19 protein-coding genes are annotated in these 17,751 nt (G+C 36.0%); 2 read left to right on the forward strand and 17 right to left on the reverse strand.

Going from position 1 to position 17,751, the window contains the following annotated elements; genetic code table 11:
- Positions 1-37: 37 nt before the first annotated feature.
- From rpsA to ACKXGF_RS08460, 15 genes are all read right to left on the reverse strand, one after another.
- The gene (gene rpsA / locus ACKXGF_RS08390) at positions 38-1,177 is read right to left on the reverse strand and encodes a 30S ribosomal protein S1 (RefSeq protein ID WP_411953335.1); all 1,140 of its coding nucleotides are present in this window, start codon (positions 1,175-1,177) and stop codon (positions 38-40) included.
- A gap of 68 nt (positions 1,178-1,245) precedes the next feature.
- Positions 1,246-1,827, reverse strand: a complete 582-nt coding sequence (locus ACKXGF_RS08395) for a lysophospholipid acyltransferase family protein (protein ID WP_411953336.1) — start codon at positions 1,825-1,827, stop codon at positions 1,246-1,248.
- 20 nt (positions 1,828-1,847) lie between these two features.
- Positions 1,848-2,507, reverse strand: coding sequence for a (d)CMP kinase (gene cmk, locus ACKXGF_RS08400; RefSeq protein WP_167262423.1), 660 nt, complete (start codon positions 2,505-2,507; stop codon positions 1,848-1,850).
- 35 nt (positions 2,508-2,542) lie between these two features.
- Positions 2,543-3,199 carry a flagellar brake protein gene (locus tag ACKXGF_RS08405; RefSeq protein WP_411953337.1) on the reverse strand — a complete coding sequence of 219 codons (657 nt, stop codon included), beginning with the start codon at positions 3,197-3,199 and terminating at the stop codon, positions 2,543-2,545.
- Positions 3,200-3,507: 308 nt separating this feature from the next.
- Positions 3,508-4,839: a germination protein YpeB gene (gene ypeB, locus ACKXGF_RS08410; RefSeq protein ID WP_411953338.1), complete on the reverse strand. Its 1,332-nt coding sequence runs from the start codon at positions 4,837-4,839 to the stop codon at positions 3,508-3,510.
- Between the two features lie 13 nt (positions 4,840-4,852).
- Positions 4,853-5,671 carry a spore cortex-lytic enzyme gene (gene sleB, locus ACKXGF_RS08415; RefSeq protein WP_411953339.1) on the reverse strand — a complete coding sequence of 273 codons (819 nt, stop codon included), beginning with the start codon at positions 5,669-5,671 and terminating at the stop codon, positions 4,853-4,855.
- A 124-nt stretch (positions 5,672-5,795) separates the two neighbouring features.
- Entirely contained in the window at positions 5,796-6,755 is a 960-nt protein-coding gene (locus ACKXGF_RS08420; RefSeq protein ID WP_411953340.1) for an asparaginase, read from the reverse strand.
- Complete coding sequence (locus ACKXGF_RS08425) at positions 6,752-7,741, reverse strand: YpdA family putative bacillithiol disulfide reductase (RefSeq protein ID WP_167262427.1); 990 nt, start codon at positions 7,739-7,741, stop codon at positions 6,752-6,754. Before ACKXGF_RS08425 ends, ACKXGF_RS08420 begins: the two co-directional genes overlap by 4 nt.
- A 108-nt stretch (positions 7,742-7,849) precedes the next feature.
- The gene (locus ACKXGF_RS08430; protein ID WP_411953341.1) at positions 7,850-9,124 is read right to left on the reverse strand and encodes a Glu/Leu/Phe/Val family dehydrogenase; all 1,275 of its coding nucleotides are present in this window, start codon (positions 9,122-9,124) and stop codon (positions 7,850-7,852) included.
- Between the two features lie 121 nt (positions 9,125-9,245).
- Positions 9,246-10,181, reverse strand: coding sequence for a D-alanine--D-alanine ligase (locus tag ACKXGF_RS08435; protein WP_411953342.1), 936 nt, complete (start codon positions 10,179-10,181; stop codon positions 9,246-9,248).
- 15 nt (positions 10,182-10,196) lie between these two features.
- Complete coding sequence (locus tag ACKXGF_RS08440; protein WP_167262430.1) at positions 10,197-10,775, reverse strand: genetic competence negative regulator; 579 nt, start codon at positions 10,773-10,775, stop codon at positions 10,197-10,199.
- A gap of 147 nt (positions 10,776-10,922) precedes the next feature.
- Positions 10,923-11,207 (reverse strand): hypothetical protein, encoded by a 285-nt coding sequence (locus tag ACKXGF_RS08445; protein WP_411953343.1) that lies wholly within the window; start codon positions 11,205-11,207, stop codon positions 10,923-10,925.
- A 5-nt stretch (positions 11,208-11,212) separates the two neighbouring features.
- Positions 11,213-11,794, reverse strand: a complete 582-nt coding sequence (locus tag ACKXGF_RS08450; protein ID WP_411953344.1) for a lysostaphin resistance A-like protein — start codon at positions 11,792-11,794, stop codon at positions 11,213-11,215.
- Between the two features lie 10 nt (positions 11,795-11,804).
- The gene (locus tag ACKXGF_RS08455; RefSeq protein WP_411953345.1) at positions 11,805-13,244 is read right to left on the reverse strand and encodes a RecQ family ATP-dependent DNA helicase; all 1,440 of its coding nucleotides are present in this window, start codon (positions 13,242-13,244) and stop codon (positions 11,805-11,807) included.
- Positions 13,237-14,283 carry a helix-turn-helix domain-containing protein gene (locus ACKXGF_RS08460; protein ID WP_411953346.1) on the reverse strand — a complete coding sequence of 349 codons (1,047 nt, stop codon included), beginning with the start codon at positions 14,281-14,283 and terminating at the stop codon, positions 13,237-13,239. Before ACKXGF_RS08460 ends, ACKXGF_RS08455 begins: the two co-directional genes overlap by 8 nt.
- A 116-nt stretch (positions 14,284-14,399) precedes the next feature.
- On the opposite strand from ACKXGF_RS08460, the gene ACKXGF_RS08465 reads away from it, so the two are divergent.
- Positions 14,400-14,624 (forward strand): ferredoxin, encoded by a 225-nt coding sequence (locus ACKXGF_RS08465; protein ID WP_411953347.1) that lies wholly within the window; start codon positions 14,400-14,402, stop codon positions 14,622-14,624.
- A 97-nt stretch (positions 14,625-14,721) separates the two neighbouring features.
- Positions 14,722-15,216: an inorganic diphosphatase gene (locus ACKXGF_RS08470; RefSeq protein ID WP_411955572.1), complete on the forward strand. Its 495-nt coding sequence runs from the start codon at positions 14,722-14,724 to the stop codon at positions 15,214-15,216.
- A gap of 47 nt (positions 15,217-15,263) precedes the next feature.
- Here ACKXGF_RS08470 and ACKXGF_RS08475 read toward each other — a convergent pair whose 3' ends face one another.
- Together ACKXGF_RS08475 and ACKXGF_RS08480 are read right to left on the reverse strand one after the other, a co-directional pair.
- Positions 15,264-17,021, reverse strand: a complete 1,758-nt coding sequence (locus ACKXGF_RS08475; RefSeq protein ID WP_411953348.1) for an ATP-binding protein — start codon at positions 17,019-17,021, stop codon at positions 15,264-15,266.
- On the reverse strand, positions 17,021-17,737 hold the full coding sequence (locus ACKXGF_RS08480) for a response regulator transcription factor (protein ID WP_411953349.1): 717 nt from the start codon (positions 17,735-17,737) through the stop codon (positions 17,021-17,023). The genes ACKXGF_RS08475 and ACKXGF_RS08480 overlap by 1 nt, the downstream gene beginning before the upstream one ends.
- Positions 17,738-17,751 lie beyond the last annotated feature (14 nt).

Raw genomic sequence — 17,751 nt, forward strand, 5'->3', positions numbered from 1 at the left:
TTTTAGAAGAAAAAGAGTGGCAATAAGCCACCCCTTCTTACTCCTTATTAAAGTCTTTTAGTTTATCACCAATAAGATCGCCTAATTGGAAACCTTCATCTTCTTCTTTTTGGTATTTCGCGACATCAGCATTTTCTTCAATTTCTTGAGCTTCTTTAATACTTAGTGAAACACGTTGGTTAGTTTCGTTAACATCAAGGACTTTAACGTTGACCTTCTGATCAATTTCAAGTGCTTCTTGAGGTGAACCAATATGCTCTTTAGAAATTTCCGAAATATGAACAAGACCCTCTACTTGTGGAAGTACTTCGATAAACGCACCAAAATTAACTAGTCGTTTAACTGTTCCTTCAACAATTTGTCCTGGTTTTAACTTTAGTTCAACACCTTCCCAAGGACCTGGTTGTAACTCTTTTATAGATAAACCAATTCTCTCAGTATCACGATCAACTGTTAGAACTTTAACTGTCACTTTTTGACCAACTTCTACAGCATCTTCAACTTGGTTAACGTGATCATGTGATAATTGTGAAATATGAATAAGACCATCTATTCCACCTAGATCAACAAATGCGCCAAACGATGCTACACGTTGAACGACACCTTCAAGAACGTCTCCTACTTCGATACTTTGTAATAGTTGTTTTTTCTTTAACTGTTTTTCTGATTCTTCAACAGCTTTATGAGATAGTATAATGCGATTTCGTTCTTCATTTACTTCTATAATTTTAACTTCTAGTGTCTTACCTTGATAAACGGATAAATCATCAACATAAAAAGTTTCAACATGTGAAGCAGGTATAAAGCCACGTACGCCAACATCAACTATTAGACCAGCATCGACAACATCTGAAACAACTGCTTGAATAACAACATCTTGTTCATGCTGTTGCATGAGTTGATCCCATGCCATTTGTTGATCTTTCTCTTTCTTTGAAACAACGATGACTTCATCTTCTACTTTTGTAACAACACCTTCAAAGGTATCGCCTTCTGATAACACTTCGTTTGTATGGTCAACATGTAAATGTGACAGTTCTGAAATTGGTACAACACCATCAAATTTTGCACCTATATTAACAACCACTTGTTTTTCTTCTAGTTTAACAACTGTCGCCTTCACTTCATCTCCAACTTGGAGCGTTTGTTCTGATACATTTTCTTGATTTTCAGTCATTATGATTCCTCCTTCTTCCTCAAACAAAACAAAATACATTATGTAATAATAACACCTTTATTATAACATTATTTTGTATTTTCTTCTAATAATGATTGGATATTCGCCATAATTTCATCTGTCACATCTTGAGCTCTAGGGTTTTCATCTTTTAATGTTTCAAATTCGATCGCTTGGCCATATACGACATGTAATGGTTCAAATCGATCATAACTTCCGATAATAGCGCATGGTATCACCGTCGCGTTAGAACGCATCGCAAAAAAACCTGCTCCTGCAAGTCCTTTTTGTAATTGTCCATCCTCACTGCGAGTTCCCTCAGGAAACAATCCTAGTATTCCACCTTGTTCTAATAATTCTAACCCTTTACGAAGAGCATTACGATCACGCATTCCCCGTTTAACTGGGAAAGCATTTAAATGAGGTAATAGAGAGCCTAACCCTTTCTTCTCAAACAACTCTTCTTTTGCCATAAAGTGTATGTCCCTCGGTGATGTAATACCGACAACTGGAGGGTCAAAATTAGAGATATGATTTGAACAGATAATAACAGGACCTTGATCAGGTATATTTTCCTGGCCATGAATCTTGATTCGATATAAAAATTTAAATATTACCCAAACCACAAATTTAGCGAACTTATAAATCATCTCATAAACCCCTTTATTTCTTACTGAGCTTGTTCAATCAATGAAAGAATTTGATTAGTTACATCATCAATTGATAATGACGTGGTGTCAATCTCGATTGCGTCTTCAGCCTGAACAAGCGGTGCCATTTCACGCTCTGAATCAATTTGGTCACGACGTTCAATATCACGCTTTAATTCTTCTAAATCCGACTCAATTCCTTTTTGTAAGTTTTCTGTGTGTCGTCTTTCAGCCCGCTCTTCCACAGAAGCAATTAAGAACACTTTTACATCTGCTTGAGGTAAGACATATGTGCCTATATCACGTCCGTCCATGACAACATTAGCAACTTCAGCTAATTCACGTTGCATGGCCACCATATGATCACGAACGGATTTATGTTTAGCCACATCTGAAACATGATTTGTCACATCTGTTTGTCTAACCTCCTGCGAGACATTTTCACTATTTAAATATACGTCTTGACCATGTTCTTGATACTTGAATGAAATGGTTACACGATTAGCTAAATGTGATAACTCTTGTTCATCATTAGGGTCAATCCCTTCTCTAAGAGCTTGTAATGTTAAGGCTCGGTACATTGCACCAGTATCAATGTATACGTAACTAAGTTGATTTGCTACCTTTTTGGCAACAGTACTTTTACCCGCTGCCGCTGGTCCGTCAATTGCTACTTTCATGATTGTTCCTCCTAGTATTTTTAAGTTGTCACATATTATGATTTTAGTTTTCGACGGCGTTGTAATTGTTGATCAAAACAAAATTTAATAATGGCTTCCCGCTTCTCATCATCAATGGAATTAAATTTGATCGATAATTTCCAACTAGAACCATCCATCTGACTATAGCGAATGACTTCACCTATAGCATCTAAATAAATATATTGATTAGCTTCAAGTGGTAACACGATCATCAAGTCAAGTTCTTCACCTTCATTAAAATTGATTTCATGAGCTTTAACAGCGATGCCCCCACCACTTATATCTAGTGTGCAAGATATTAAAGGCTCACGTTCTTCATCTAATGGATATAAAGCAATATCTAAATTCGTGTTGACACGGACATATTCACGACGCTGTATCTTCATTAATTCATCTTTTTGAGGATAATCTAATTCGAGTACAGCCATTCCTTGCCATTTACGACGCTTGACTTCCGAATAAAATTGAAAAACGACTTCATGATCGGATACGAATGATACCCTAACTTTTGTATTCTCAATAAAATAATGAGTTCTACCTGTTTGTTGATTCACAGGATAATCAATAAAAACGTGATCATTCGTCAGGTCAAATACTTTAGAGTGTAATTTTTCTTCTATTTGTTCCCCTTTGACTGTCTCAATGGAAAGTTTTTTACCTACTGACAGCATAGAACGTATCTCCTTTTTCCCCAGCTATTATAATTATGACAAAAAAAACTAAAAAGGAAAAGGTAAAGTTACCTTTTCCTCTAATTATTTATTAATTGCTCTGTTAAACTTTAATGTTTATTTTCAAATGATGTAGCACGGAGTTGTTGAATTGGGAGAAGCGAAGGTGGCGACTCCTTCGGGAATAGCACGAGTCTCGAGACCCCCGCAGGCCACGTTTTTTGGCCGAGGAGGCTCGAGCCGTGCCCGCGGAAAGCGTCCACCGAAAGCGGATCACAATATCAACAACGGACATTAACAAAATTTTATTAATAAACTTCTTCACTTTGGGTTAAACGCTCAACCCGTTCTTCAAAGCCGTCATTAGCATTAATATAAACACGATAAGTCGTACCATCAATTGTCCCTAACACTTCATATGCTAAGACTTCTCCGCTCTCTTCCGTTTCGATCACTGCTAACCGAGTTGTTTGTACATCTATTTGATCATGTATATAATCGATTGCCTCTTCCTCAGTCAGAGTTGGTTCAAATTCACGTTTTTCTCGTTTATTTTCATTTAATATAAAATCCCTTGCTGTCACTCCTGTTACTTGACCATCATCTAAAGCGACTTTTACTTGAATTTCATCAGGATAATAATAAATGTCATCATGAACATGAACAAACTTATAAACGCCTACTTTTTCATATTGCTTACTTTCAACCATTTTAACTTGTTCATAATCTAGGTCTTTTAATAATGTTTCAGCAACTAAACGTCCATCATGTAAGCTTTTTGTTGATTCACCAATATCTCGATTTAACAAGTATGATAAGACATTTCCACCTTGCTCCGTAACTTCCGCGTAGCCATGAAAAGAATCCGTATCGAATGAAACATTATAAATAGGTACTTCAGAACCCTCACCAGTTTCTGTAACTGTTAATTCTGTTTGTTCATTTAGCTCAAAATAATCCGTAACAACTTGTTTAATATCACCTTGATTATAGGTTTCACCATCAAGTTCAACTTGTTTCTTATCATTTTCACTATCATTTAACTGACTTAAACCATCAAACTGACCAGCGTCTTCTTCTACTACCTCTAAACCTTTTAATACTTCATCGTCACGTTGATCATTTGTTGCAACACTGACTTCAATATCCATCCACCTAACACCATCTGTTAAAACTTGATTTTGCACCTGTCTTAAGTCACTTTTCATTTGGTTTGATTGATCTTTAAGCTCTCTCAACACTTGTAATTCTTGATCATTTAATGGCTGATCATTTAAATCTCTAATCGATACATCGTAAGCGAAATCACCAATTTGATTTAACAGTTGTTTTGTTTGATTAAAGGGTAATAATGACAACGGAAGCTGCGAAACATCTGCTTTCGCTTCAGAAGTGATCTTCCAAATATTAGCCATCTGAGGCGAAATATTACTTGGTGCATTCATTGCTAGTACAGTTGAGATTTTCTCATCTAATTCATCCATACGGTATGTTAAATCATGAAATGCTCGTTGATAATTATTCTCCGCTTTAATTAATATCGCATTTTTCTCCTGTTGTTCTTGGTAACCCCAAATAATTGCTCCAACTAATCCTATAAGCAGTACAATATATATAATCCAACGTATCCATCCTGGCATTAAATTCACCTTCCTACTTCATAAAGATATGCTTACCAATTCGTTTGATTTGAGGTCTTGACCAAATCCAATCTGATGTTGCCGTTTCAGGGTTGAAATAATAGATAGCACCACCTGAAGGATCCCAGCCGTTTGTAGCATCCATTACTGCTTCACGCGCTTCTGCATTCGGCTGCATATTAATCTGACCATCTGCAACTGCTTCAAACGCAAGAGGTTCATAAATGATTCCTGAAATTGAATCTGGAAAATCGGGGTGATCTAGTCGATTAATTATGACAGCCGCAATCGCAACTTGACCATTATATGGTTCTCCTCGTCCTTCTGCATAGACAGCTCTAGCCATTAAATTAATATCATTCTGAGAGAAACCACTAGGTACATTAACTGCTTGTGGTTCATTGGTAGCTGCGTCTTGATTGTTTTGCGTTTCTTGTGATTCTTGTGTTGGTTCATTGGTTTGTTGATCAGGTTGTTTACCACCTTCATAGTTAACATCACGATTATTATTGATTTGTTGTTTAATATAACGCTCATCATATTCTGTCGCATTCACTAGCTTTTGTTTAGTTTTATCGCCTACTAAGCCATCTACACTCTCTAAACCAAAAGCTTCTTGAAAATTACGCACAGACCAATAAGTTCCCCAACCAAATACGCCATCAATTTGTCCTTCATAGTAACCGTTATATTGTAAACGCGCCTGCAATTCAATGACGTCATCACCTGTAGCACCTTTTTGAATCACTTGGTCGGAAAAGCCACTAACCGTCATGTTTGTTCCTAGTATGACTAAACAAATAATGATGATCCCTAATAATTGTTTCATCATCTCATGATCCTCCTGTTCCTTAGCTCACGTTAAGGCTTAGTTTCTACTTTTTGTAACAGATTATACAAAGGAACTAAGGTCAAAAGAAAACCCCCGACAACTAGTGTCGAGGGTCTAATAATCGTTATGAGAATGTTAGTGAGGCATTGTCATCTGCTAATTGTACAGCTAACCTTACACGAGCTTTTTTACTATCATAGTCACTTCCTAGAATGACCCCATAATTAAATAAATCATAAGCACTGCCTTCATAATCGTAAGTTGGATAAACAGCTCCTTCTTCTGAGGCTGTGGTAATGACAACTTTGATTCTCTTATCTAAACTACGCTTAATCGCAGGCATCATTTTAGGGGGGACCTGCCCACGGCCTACACCTTCTAGTATGATACCTTGAGTACCTGCTGCAACCAATGCATCGATCATAACACCATCTGAATCGGTATAACATTTTACAATATCCACACGTGGTAAAGGGTGAGATACTTGATGAATATCACGTTGGATTGGACGTTGGAATACCTTAACTAGATCATTATCAATAATGCCTAAATAACCAAATCCAAATGAATTGAATCCTTGTATATTACTAGCGTGTTCCTTTTTAACATGCTTGGCAGCAAAAATTCGTTCATTGAACACAACAACAGTTCCTGCATGGTGTAGATCAGGACTACAAGCTGCATAAATTGCATGTCGCAAATTAATATAAACATCGCTGCCTAAATCAGAAATTGAACGTTGAGATCCTGTTACAACTACAGGGCGCTCGTCGTTAATTGTTAAATCAAGAAAATAAGCCGTTTCTTCTATCGTATCAGTGCCATGAGTCACTACGACGCCTGATACATCAGAATCTTCAAAATAACGATCAATTGTTTGTTTTAATAAAAGCCAATCGTTTGAATCAAGATGTATACTAGGTTTTTGAAAGGCTGAATCAATAACAAGTTCAATTTCATTTGGTAATTCACATAATGATGCTAATTCTTCACCAGTCATTTCCCCCGACGACAGCTTACCACTCGGTTGCTTAGGTTTACTCGCAATGGTTCCGCCTGTCGTGATTAATACAACTTTATTCATCGACTCACCTGTTCCTTCTCAACAATATGTTGTGCGATTTGTTCGCCGTGATGACGACCATTTTCAATAAATATTTCATTATTATTATAACCTGCCGCAATAACACCTGAAACATAAATATTACTTATATTCGTTTCCATTGTTGCATCATTAAATTCAGGTCTTCCTGTTTCAGATTCAATATTAATTCCAATCGACTTTAAGAATTCATGATCCGGATGATAACCGACCATGGCAAATACAAAGTCTGCCTCAGTTGAATAGTTAGCTTCACCTATTTTGTAATGTACTTTTTCTTCGGTGATTTCCTGTACTTCAGCATTAAAAACCATTTGAATTTTATTATGTCGAACTAATGCTTCAAAATTTGGCAATATCCACGGTTTGACACTTGAAGAATAATCAGCTCCACGATATAAAACGGTCACATGAGCTCCTGCCTTTTCCAGTTCTAAAGTGGCATCAACCGCTGAGTTTTTCCCACCGATAACCACGACGTTCTGGTTATAAAATGGATGTGCTTCTTTAAAATAATGGGAAACATGCGGTAATGATTCACCTGGAACACTTAAACGGTTAGGATGGTCATAATATCCTGTAGCGATTACTAAGTATGTTGTGAAATAATAATGCGTTACATCATTTTGGTCCACCGTGCTTATATGATAACCGTCAGGATTTGATTGCATATTTAAAACTTTTTCATAAGTGTTGATTCGTAACTCAGTTCGATCCGCCACCGTTCTGTAATAAGTTAAGGCTTCATTACGCACTGGTTTTTGTCTTTCAGAAATAAATGGAATTTGTCCGATTTCTAGCTTTTCGCTTGAACTAAAAAAGGTTTGATGAGTGGGATAATGATAAATTGAATTAGCTACATTCTTCTTTTCAATTATAAGTGGATCAAAACCTTGACGTTTAAGTTCAATGGCTGTTGAAAGACCACACGGGCCACCACCTATAATGATGATCTTTTCTTCTATCATTTATAAAACACCTCTATGTATTGGCTTCATCATGTTGGTTCATGACAATTAAAAACTCCTACCAAATTAATGATAGGAGATTTTGATTCGCGATTCAACTGTTTTTAATTAAATCCAACCTCTAAAGCGAGCTGCTTCTGTCATCTTACGCACTCCAACCATATATGCCGCAAGACGCATATCAATATTACGGTTTTGAGACGTTGTATAAACGTTATTAAATGCTTTAACGAGTACTTCTCTTAATTTTTCTTGGACTTCTTCCTCTTTCCAGTAATAGCCTTGATTGTTCTGGACCCATTCAAAATAAGAAACCGTCACACCACCAGAAGAAGCTAACACATCTGGAACGATTAAAATTCCACGCTCTGTTAAGATTTGGGTTGCTTCTAATGTCGTTGGCCCATTTGCTGCTTCAACAACAATTTTAGCATTAATATTATGTGCATTATCTTCACGAATCTGGTTTTGGATCGCTGCAGGAACTAAAATATCCGTTTCTAGTTCAAGCATCTCGTCATTTGTAATGGTATCTTCAAATAAGTTAGTGACTGTACCAAAACTATCGCGACGATCTAATAAGTATTCAATATCTAACCCATCTGGATCATGTAGCGCGCCTTCTGCATCTGAGATTGCAATAACCTTAGCACCCATTTCATGCATGAATTTAGCTAAGAAACTTCCGGCATTACCAAAGCCTTGCACAATCACACGTGCTCCTTGAAGTTCAATACCTTGTTTTTTACAAGCTTCTTCAATACAGATGGTAACCCCTTTAGCTGTTGCTGTTTCACGACCGTGCGAACCACCTAAAACAATTGGTTTACCTGTAATAAAACCAGGATTATTAAATTCGTCAATACGACTATATTCATCCATCATCCATGCCATAATTTGTGAATTGGTAAAGACGTCTGGTGCTGGAATATCTTTCGTTGGGCCAACAACTTGTGATAAAGCCCGAACATAACCACGACTTAAGGCTTCTAATTCTCGGAATGACATCTCACGAGGATCACAGATAATGCCACCTTTACCACCACCATATGGTAAATCTACAATACCTGATTTCAACGTCATCCATATAGATAAAGCTCTAACCTCTGTTTCTGTAACATTAGGATGAAAGCGGACCCCACCTTTTGTTGGACCAACTGCATCACTGTGTTGAGCTCGGTAACCAGTAAAAACTTTAACTTTTCCATCATCCATACGTACTGGTATTCTCACCGTAATCATACGTACAGGTTCTTTCATTAATTCATAAGCTTCATCAGGATAACCTAATCGTCCCAATGCGTCTTGAACGACTTCTTGTGTCGATTTTAGAATATCATTGTCTTTTTCTTTTTTAGAATCTTCTGAGTTCTGGGCCACCATTTGTTTACCTCCTATATTTATGCAAACAATGTTGAGTTAAAAGCTTTCAATGTTTAGTATACATCTTAAATAAGAATATGCAACAACATAACAGGACAAATTATCCATTCTTATATGAAATTTAGCTATATTTCTCCAAGCTCAAATCAATAAATAGTTGGACCATTTCCGTATAACTGATCCCTACCGCCCCAGCAGCATCTGGGTATAAACTCGTCGGTGTCATACCTGGCAAAGTGTTCACTTCTAATATAACAGGACCATGCACCTCACTTAAAATGAAGTCTACACGAGAATAAGTTTCACACCCCAGTGCTCGATGCGCTTGGTTTGCGTAGTGTTGAATCGTTTCGGTTAACTCTTCACTGATCTCAGCTGGAACTATATGTTCGCTTCCACCTTCAGCATATTTGGATTCATAATCATAATATTTACTTTTAGGTACGATTTCTATTATAGGCAGTGCTTGTTCATCACCTTTATTACCTAAAACTGAAACAGTTAATTCTCTTCCACTCACATAGTCTTCTACAATAATGTCCGAATCATGTGTGAATGCCATTTGAACAGCGTCAGCAATTTGTTCATCCGATTCTACAATGGTTAACCCTAAGGTTGAACCTTCTTGATTAGGTTTTATCACAAAAGGTTTTGTGAAAGTTGTTTTTATGGTATCAACCATACTTTCTCTAGCTTCTTTATAATGGAAAGATTGACTTCTCGCAACAGGGATGTCGTGCATAGCAAATATTTGTTTAGCTTTTGATTTATCCATAGCCAGTGATGAAGCTAAAACGCCTGAACCAACATAAGGAACTCCCATCAATTCAAGCATCCCCTGAACTGTCCCGTCTTCACCTTGTTTACCATGTAAACCAATTAAAACAAGATCTACTTCCTGTAATTGTTTCCATAACTGTTCCATTTGATTCGGGTCAAAGTCAATAGCCACAACATCATGATCCAACTGATCTAATGCTTGAATCATCCCTTTTCCTGTTGATAGAGACACTTCTCTTTCTTTTGATGTTCCACCGTATAACACTGCGACTTTCATTTGTTCACCTCAAATTTAATTAAAATGTTGATTAATGGTCTTGATTGCATTTTCCAATACAACATGGTTTCCATATTCGATTAAAACATGCGATGTCATTGTACTAGGCGAACCAAATTCAGACAAAATAGAAATTAGATCTTCTCGTTGACTACTCGCTAGATCGTGATCATCGATTTTCATATAATACAACTGTTCAAAATGGTAAATTGATGAAGACATTTCATTCATTGACTTTAGAGTTTTGGCAACTTGAATAACAGATTCGAATGTATCGAAGGAAAAGATGAGTTCTTGACTTTCATCCATTGTTACTTTTAACTCAATATAGTCGTCTCCATCTTCGATTTCACTTTCATTTTGTGTCACAACAATGATCATACCTTGAGCTTGCAACATATGAACACGAACGATTAATCGTCCATCCAATTCCATTTGTAATTCCTCTGACGCTTCATGCAACATATCTTGAAAAAGACGGTTTGCTTGAGGAAGATTATTCCATAAGTCGTCTTTCGAATAGCCTCGATCATAAAGATCATCGTAGGTTAAAAAGATTTTAAACTGGTTTATGCTAATACGTTCTAATCTCATGTCACCACCTCCAAGATTATTACTGCTATTATATGTGATGGATACAGCGAAAATTGCCTGTTTAAGTATGTATAATTTAATACATACTAATATTCTAAAGGATAAATGCATATTTAAAAACGGTTTATCGTGAAATCATCGAAAAACTTAATTATTAGCTAACATAAAATAATAATAAATTGGAATAGCCATACTTAATAAAAGAAATAAGATTAGAACGATATGAAGAGTTAATCGATGATAAAAGAGTGACGGTTCCTGTTCGATTTCTTCTTTTTCATTTGTTGGTTCATGTTGATCATATTCTGAGGCTGAGTTTTGCTTATGTTTAATGTTTCTTCGCTTTGTTCGATGTACTTCTCGGCGTGGTGGCAATGACATGACATCAGCAGAGTCTGACGATTGCAATTCTTGTTGATTTGATGCTGACACTAAAATCACCTCATTTTTTTCCAATAATAAATACCTAACAATAAATCAATCGTGTAATGCGCAGTAATAGTAACCATTAAGTTGTTAGTTATATGATACATATACCCAATTCCAAATGATAATAACACAACAGACAATAACAATACCCATTTACGCAAATATCGAACATGAACTAACGCAAATAATAGACTTGCAACCCAAAAACCAAAGTGTGTTTGGATCACGCCACGAAATAACACCTCTTCAGATAGAGCTACTACTAGTGTCAGTAAAGCAATATGTGGAAGCGAAATCGATGTAAATAAGCGACGATTGATCCCGCCATCATCATATAATCGACCAGGTAAAAATTGAATCATAATAATGTCAACAAGGACGATTATGACGCCTGGTACCAGGCCAAACCAAAAAATTTCATGAGCATTAAAATGAAATAACGTCCAAAAATCGCCCCATTTATTAAATAGAAAAAGGCCGACAATATAAGCAATGACAAGGAATAAACCTTGTGATAAATAAACGTTCCACAACAATTCCTTATCAGATAGTTGTTTGACTAGATCAGCTTGTGTTGGTCTTCTAGACATATAATTTCCATCACCTTTTATTAAACAATTCCTTTAAACGTTTTTCCCAATTAACTTCTATAGAAAATGAACCATCATCAGGTAATTCCCAGTTCTCAATGTTAAATCCACATTGATCACAACAATCAAATTCAGGGTTTTTAACCTCTTCCTGAAATTTTTTATAAAGCTCTTGACGTCTACATTGATCCGTATGAATCCATTTCAATAACCCCATAATACTATCTTTTTTTACAGCTAACCTTTGATCACGAACTTGCCTAATGGTGAGAAATAAATCATTAGATAAATATCTATTCTTTTCTGTTTGAAATACTAAAAATCGCTCTTGTGTTTCTGTCAACTTGTCACTCAAATCTTCAGACTGTAAAAAAGCACTGATCATCTCATCTTCTGGTAATTCTTGACCAATTAAATGAAATGGTAGGGTTTCGTCGCCACGTTGATATAACAAACAAGCTAAACTAGGTTGACCGTCTCGTCCTGCTCTCCCTATTTCTTGAATATAAGATTCTAAATCAGATGGCATGTGATAATGAATAACCAATCTTATATTCGCTTTATCAACGCCCATCCCGAATGCACTGGTGCAACAAATAACATCCAATTGATCGTACATGAACTGTTGTTGTATTAACAATCGGTCTTCTGATTCCATGCCACCGTGATAAAATGCGATTGCTCTGTCAGGGAATTGTTGTTGTAGCATATGGCAAACAGACTCACTTTTCATGCGACTGGAAAAGTAAATCATAGTAGGCATTCGCTTCTTTTCTAAGAGTTTCGTTAATTGCCGATGTTTTTCCTCAACGGTTTCAACATGACTGACCGACAGTGTAATATTAGGTCGATCAATTGGATAGATTATTTTCTCAAAAGGAAGATTAAAATGATTAACGATATCCTGCTGTACGTCATCTGTTGCCGTTGCACTGAGAGCTAATAATGTCGGTTGGCCTAATTCATTATGTACAGCATTTAATTTTAAATAATCTGTCCTAAACTCATGCCCCCATTGCGATAAACAATGCGCTTCATCGATGACAAAATAATTAACGTGTTGTTGTTTTAAATAATGGATGACTTGACTTTGTTGCAACATTTCAGGCGAGCAATAGAGCAATTGAACATTTGATAATTGATTTAATATCTTTTGTTTTTGATGACTATTATGCAAACTAGTCAATGTAGCTACTCGTTTGATTCCTTTTGCTTTCAGTACTTTAACTTGGTCAATCATTAATGATAATAAAGGTGAGACAACAATCGTTATTCCAGTCGTTAGTAAAGCAGGCAGTTGATACGTAATCGATTTACCACTACCTGTAGGTAAAGTAGCTAACGTGTTATGGCCTGCTAACACCGATTCAATAATTGATTGTTGACCTGCTTTAAATGAGTCAAAACCAAAATATGTTTTAAGATAATGTTCTAATTGATGCTCAACCATTCGAAATCGCCTCTTTTTCTTGTCCTAAACGTGCTATCACCAAACGAATTTGAAAATAAGACAATTGATCATCCAACTGTTCTTTAATCCTTCTTAATCGCTTTGTTGTGTCTTCTTCCAAGACTTGGCGAATTCTCTTTTCATCTTCTAAAGAAATAAATTCACGAATTGAAAATAGATATTCTTTCATAGCAAGCTCTACAATATGATCTTCTATCGTACTTGGTTTCAGGCCTCTCTTTTCAACGATTTGATCAATCGACATTCCTTTTTTATACATATGTTTTGTCACTAAAGCTGATTCTGTTAGTCGATTTTCCTCTTGCTTTGGTATTAACTGTTTAATGAGATTAAATGAATCAGGGTTAGAACTAATATACCTTAACCACTGATGTAAGGCTGATTGAACGGATAATTCAATCATAATCGGATCCGTCTGCCATTTTTCAGCTAATTGCTGATAACTTAAACCAATTTGATCAGACCCTGAGATAGTTAGCATCATTAAGTTTGCTTCATTTTCATTCAATAGTCGAAACAATCGATTAAGTTCGTCATATAGCACGTCACCATTTTGAGCTAATGGATCATAGTCATTAAATAGTTTCTTAATACTTGCTTGCACCGATTCATTGTCTGTAATCGGAAAGAATTGTGTTTGTTTATGTATTAAATTTGATACGGATTGAATGAGTAATTGTAATCGTATATAAAAAAGTCTAGTAATAGCTCCATAGTCCATACCGTTCAGCTCAAATTGCCAATCATCCTGACAAAGTTGTTCACCCATTTCTGTTATTACGACGAGTGAGTCTTGCTCTTCTATTAAGCCATCCTTTTTTAGTTGATTAATCGCTTGATCAAATGTCTCAACAGATAATTTGGGCAGTACGTGATAAAAAGCTGTTAAACGAAACAATCGACTATCTTGAAAGGTTTGAGCGGATTTTTTTCCTCTTAAAATATGAAGAACAGAACGCGGGGTACGCTCACCTTCGATTTGTTTTAAACGGGGTAATAACCACCTTGAAAATGACATATGGATGACTCCTTTTAGTCAGGAAACTAAATTTTTTGCAACAGTTAGATATAGTAGATAGAATATAATGAGATACTTTTATTATAGCATGTCATAATGCTGGAGGAACGAACAATATGCCTAAATTCACAAAAGTTGACCCTGACACCTGTATAGCTTGCGGTGCATGTGGTACAAGTGCGCCCGATATATTTGATTATGATCTTGAAGGAATAGCCTTCTCAAAATTGGATGAAAATAAAGGAAAGACACCAATACCCGAAAATTTATTAGATGATTTTGAAGATGCTATAGAAGGATGTCCAACTGAATCAATTAAACAATCTAATGAACCATTTTAAACTATTTGTCGAATGACTAAAACTATTTTCCAAGTTTCTTTTCTTACTAGTGAAACATTGGTATAATAATCAGTGAATTTGAAATCAAGGAGGAAGTATTGTGGCAAACAACAAAATTATTGATGTATTTGTCGAAATCCCGACAGGTAGTCAAAACAAGTACGAGTATGATAAAGACAAAGGTGTTTTCAAATTAGATCGTGTGTTATTTTCATCACAGTTCTATCCAGCGGAATATGGTTACATTGATGAAACATTAGCCTTAGACGACGACCCATTAGATGCTCTAGTGATTGTAACTAACCCAACATTCCCAGGTTGCGTCATCGAATCTAAAATTCTTGGTTTCTTAAACATGGTTGACGACGGTGAAGAAGATCAGAAACTTATTGCTGTTCCAGTAGAAGATCCTCGTTTCGAAAATGTAGAGACATTAGACGACTTACCTCAGCACAAACTTGAAGAAATCAAGCATTTCTTTGATACTTATAAAGACCTTCAAGGTAAAGAAACACAAATCGGGGAATATGAAGATGCTGATGCAGCAAGTAAATTAATTGATGAGTGCCTAGAGCGCTATCAAAATAATTAAATCATTAAAAATGAACCGCCAATAATTTGGCGGTTCATTTTTAATCTTTATTCATCCAATGTTAAAGGTAAAGTAAATGAAAATGCCGTGCCTTCTTCATATTTACTTCGTGCAACAATCGTTCCACCATGTGTTTCTACAATGTGCTTGGCAATGGATAACCCAAGACCTGTTCCTTTTTTCGATTGATGACGAGTTCTTGCTTTGTCACTTTTATAAAAACGTTCAAAGACAAACGGTAAATCTTCCTCAGCAATTCCTTTTCCATTATCTGCAACTTCAAAATATAACTCATTGTCACTTTTCCAAACAGAAACATGAATCATTCCTTGCTCTTCTGTATGTCTAAATGCATTATCAATTAAATTTGTTAAGACTTGTTCAATTCTGTCTGGATCGAACATGACAGTTGTTTGATCTAAATCAAAATGAGAATTGAAGTCAATTTTTTGATTTTGAGCTAACGTTGTAAATTTGTTCATAACACGCTGAACAAAAGTTACTACATCTACTTCTTCAGGATTCAATTGGATATGACCTGCTTCCATTCGTGCAAGATCAAGCAATTCATTAACTAAGCGATTCATCCGCAATGATTCATCATAAATAATCTGAGCTAATTCTTGTTTTTCCTCTTTCGATTCGGCTACATCATCAACAATCGCTTCTGAGTAACCTTGCATCATCGAAATTGGTGTACGTAGTTCATGAGAGACATTGGCTAAGAAGTCTTTACGTAACTTATCTAATTGCCGCTCATCTGTCATATCACGAATGATCGCAACAATTCCGACGATTACAGCATTATCATAAAGCGGCGACATGACTAAGACATATGAACGCCCTTGCACAGTTAGTTCAACAGATTGCTCTTGTTCATGCACTAAGACATCATTAAAATATGTGGTTAACATTTCTGGTAATGGTTCTTCTGCTAAATCATGTTCGTATTTAAGTTGTTCAAGAAATTGTTCTGCTGGTGGGTTAATAATTAAGACATCAAATTGTTTATTAACTGTAATCACACCATCAGCCATCGATTTCAAAATACTGGATAACTGAGATTTTTCTTGATTAAGAGCATTGATATGATAATTTAATTGTCTACGCATTAAGTTAAATGAATTAGCTAATTCACCGATTTCATCATAGGTTAGCACGGGAACCTTGGTATGAAACTCTCCTTTGGCTAATTCCGATGCCGCTTTACGCATACGAATCAAAGGTGCTGTAATCCGTGTTGATAAGAAGAAAGCAAAAATCGTTGTTAATACGATTGCAATTGTTGCTGCTAACAAAATAATATCTGTCGTTTGATCTGTTGTTTCTTCAACTACATTTAAAGATTGATAAACATATATTGCACCCTGTTCATCCTCTGTTGGGATTCCCACAACCATGATTTCTTCATCAGAATTGGGTAATGTTGTAATCTCTCTAATCTGTTCATCTTCTGATAATGATGGGTTAATATCAGAGTTAGCGATAAACCAACTTGGCTCGAGTTCAAAGCTTTGGCCCTGTGTAGGTTCATTTTGCCAATAATCATGCTCATCAAAGAAAATAGTAGCACGTGTTGAAGGGTCCATTAATTGGTTAACCGTTTCTATACTAACATCTTCTTGTTGATGACTCTCCACCAATGATTGAACACTTTCAGCTTGATTAACTAAATTTTGTTCAGCATCGTCGATATAAAAGTTCTCGAAAAACTCAAGCAATAATACAGTCAAAATCATTAAAACGAATGCAACAAGAAGAATAATGGTAGACCATAATTTGAAAACAACACTTTTCCAAAACATTATGCGTCTGTTACCTCAAACTTATAACCGACACCCCAAACAGTCACAATCATACTACCTGCAGCCTCAGAGACTTTGTTTAATTTCTCGCGCAATCGTTTAACGTGAGTATCCACAGTTCTTAAATCACCAAAGAATTCATACTCCCAAACTTCTTTCAACAATTCTTCACGGTCGAATACTTTATCTGGTGCTTTTGCTAAATAATATAATAGTTCATATTCTTTCGGTGTTAAACTGACTTCAATATCATCTGCGAGCACACGATGAGCGTCTTTATCGATCGTTAAGTGTGGGAATACTAAAACATTCTGCGTATCGGGTTTTGTTTCTAAATACTTTGTCGCAGAAGCACGTCGTAATAGAGCTTTGACCCGTAAAACGACTTCACGCGGACTGAATGGTTTAACAATATAATCATCTGCACCCACTTCAAACCCTTGGACTCGGTTAGATTCTTCACCTTTTGCTGTTAACATAATGACAGGTGTAGCTTTTTGTTCTCGCAATTGAGCACAAACATCCACCCCGTCTTTTCCAGGCAACATCAAATCAAGAAGAATCAAATCATAATCGGTTGCTAATGCTTTATCTAATGCTTCATCACCATTCGCAGCTTCATCGATCTGATAACCTTCCCGATCTAGATATAATTTTAATAAACGTCGAATCCGCTCTTCATCATCGACCACTAAAATATTTGCTTCTTCTGACATATACAACATCTCCT

Source organism: Alkalibacillus sp. S2W (assembly GCF_046764385.1).
In the GTDB taxonomy this organism is placed as follows: domain Bacteria; phylum Bacillota; class Bacilli; order Bacillales; family Alkalibacillaceae; genus Alkalibacillus; species Alkalibacillus almallahensis.

Coding starts and splice junctions, on each gene's coding strand:
- rpsA (WP_411953335.1), bottom strand. CDS start 1,177: ATGACTGAAAATCAAGAAAATGTATCAGAACAAACGCTCCAAGTTGGA.
- ACKXGF_RS08395 (WP_411953336.1), bottom strand. CDS start 1,827: ATGATTTATAAGTTCGCTAAATTTGTGGTTTGGGTAATATTTAAATTT.
- cmk (WP_167262423.1), bottom strand. CDS start 2,507: ATGAAAGTAGCAATTGACGGACCAGCGGCAGCGGGTAAAAGTACTGTT.
- ACKXGF_RS08405 (WP_411953337.1), bottom strand. CDS start 3,199: ATGCTGTCAGTAGGTAAAAAACTTTCCATTGAGACAGTCAAAGGGGAA.
- ypeB (WP_411953338.1), bottom strand. CDS start 4,839: ATGCCAGGATGGATACGTTGGATTATATATATTGTACTGCTTATAGGA.
- sleB (WP_411953339.1), bottom strand. CDS start 5,671: ATGATGAAACAATTATTAGGGATCATCATTATTTGTTTAGTCATACTA.
- ACKXGF_RS08420 (WP_411953340.1), bottom strand. CDS start 6,755: ATGAATAAAGTTGTATTAATCACGACAGGCGGAACCATTGCGAGTAAA.
- ACKXGF_RS08425 (WP_167262427.1), bottom strand. CDS start 7,741: ATGATAGAAGAAAAGATCATCATTATAGGTGGTGGCCCGTGTGGTCTT.
- ACKXGF_RS08430 (WP_411953341.1), bottom strand. CDS start 9,124: ATGGTGGCCCAGAACTCAGAAGATTCTAAAAAAGAAAAAGACAATGAT.
- ACKXGF_RS08435 (WP_411953342.1), bottom strand. CDS start 10,181: ATGAAAGTCGCAGTGTTATACGGTGGAACATCAAAAGAAAGAGAAGTG.
- ACKXGF_RS08440 (WP_167262430.1), bottom strand. CDS start 10,775: ATGAGATTAGAACGTATTAGCATAAACCAGTTTAAAATCTTTTTAACC.
- ACKXGF_RS08450 (WP_411953344.1), bottom strand. CDS start 11,794: ATGTCTAGAAGACCAACACAAGCTGATCTAGTCAAACAACTATCTGAT.
- ACKXGF_RS08455 (WP_411953345.1), bottom strand. CDS start 13,244: ATGGTTGAGCATCAATTAGAACATTATCTTAAAACATATTTTGGTTTT.
- ACKXGF_RS08460 (WP_411953346.1), bottom strand. CDS start 14,283: ATGTCATTTTCAAGGTGGTTATTACCCCGTTTAAAACAAATCGAAGGT.
- ACKXGF_RS08465 (WP_411953347.1), top strand. CDS start 14,400: ATGCCTAAATTCACAAAAGTTGACCCTGACACCTGTATAGCTTGCGGT.
- ACKXGF_RS08475 (WP_411953348.1), bottom strand. CDS start 17,021: ATGTTTTGGAAAAGTGTTGTTTTCAAATTATGGTCTACCATTATTCTT.
- ACKXGF_RS08480 (WP_411953349.1), bottom strand. CDS start 17,737: ATGTCAGAAGAAGCAAATATTTTAGTGGTCGATGATGAAGAGCGGATT.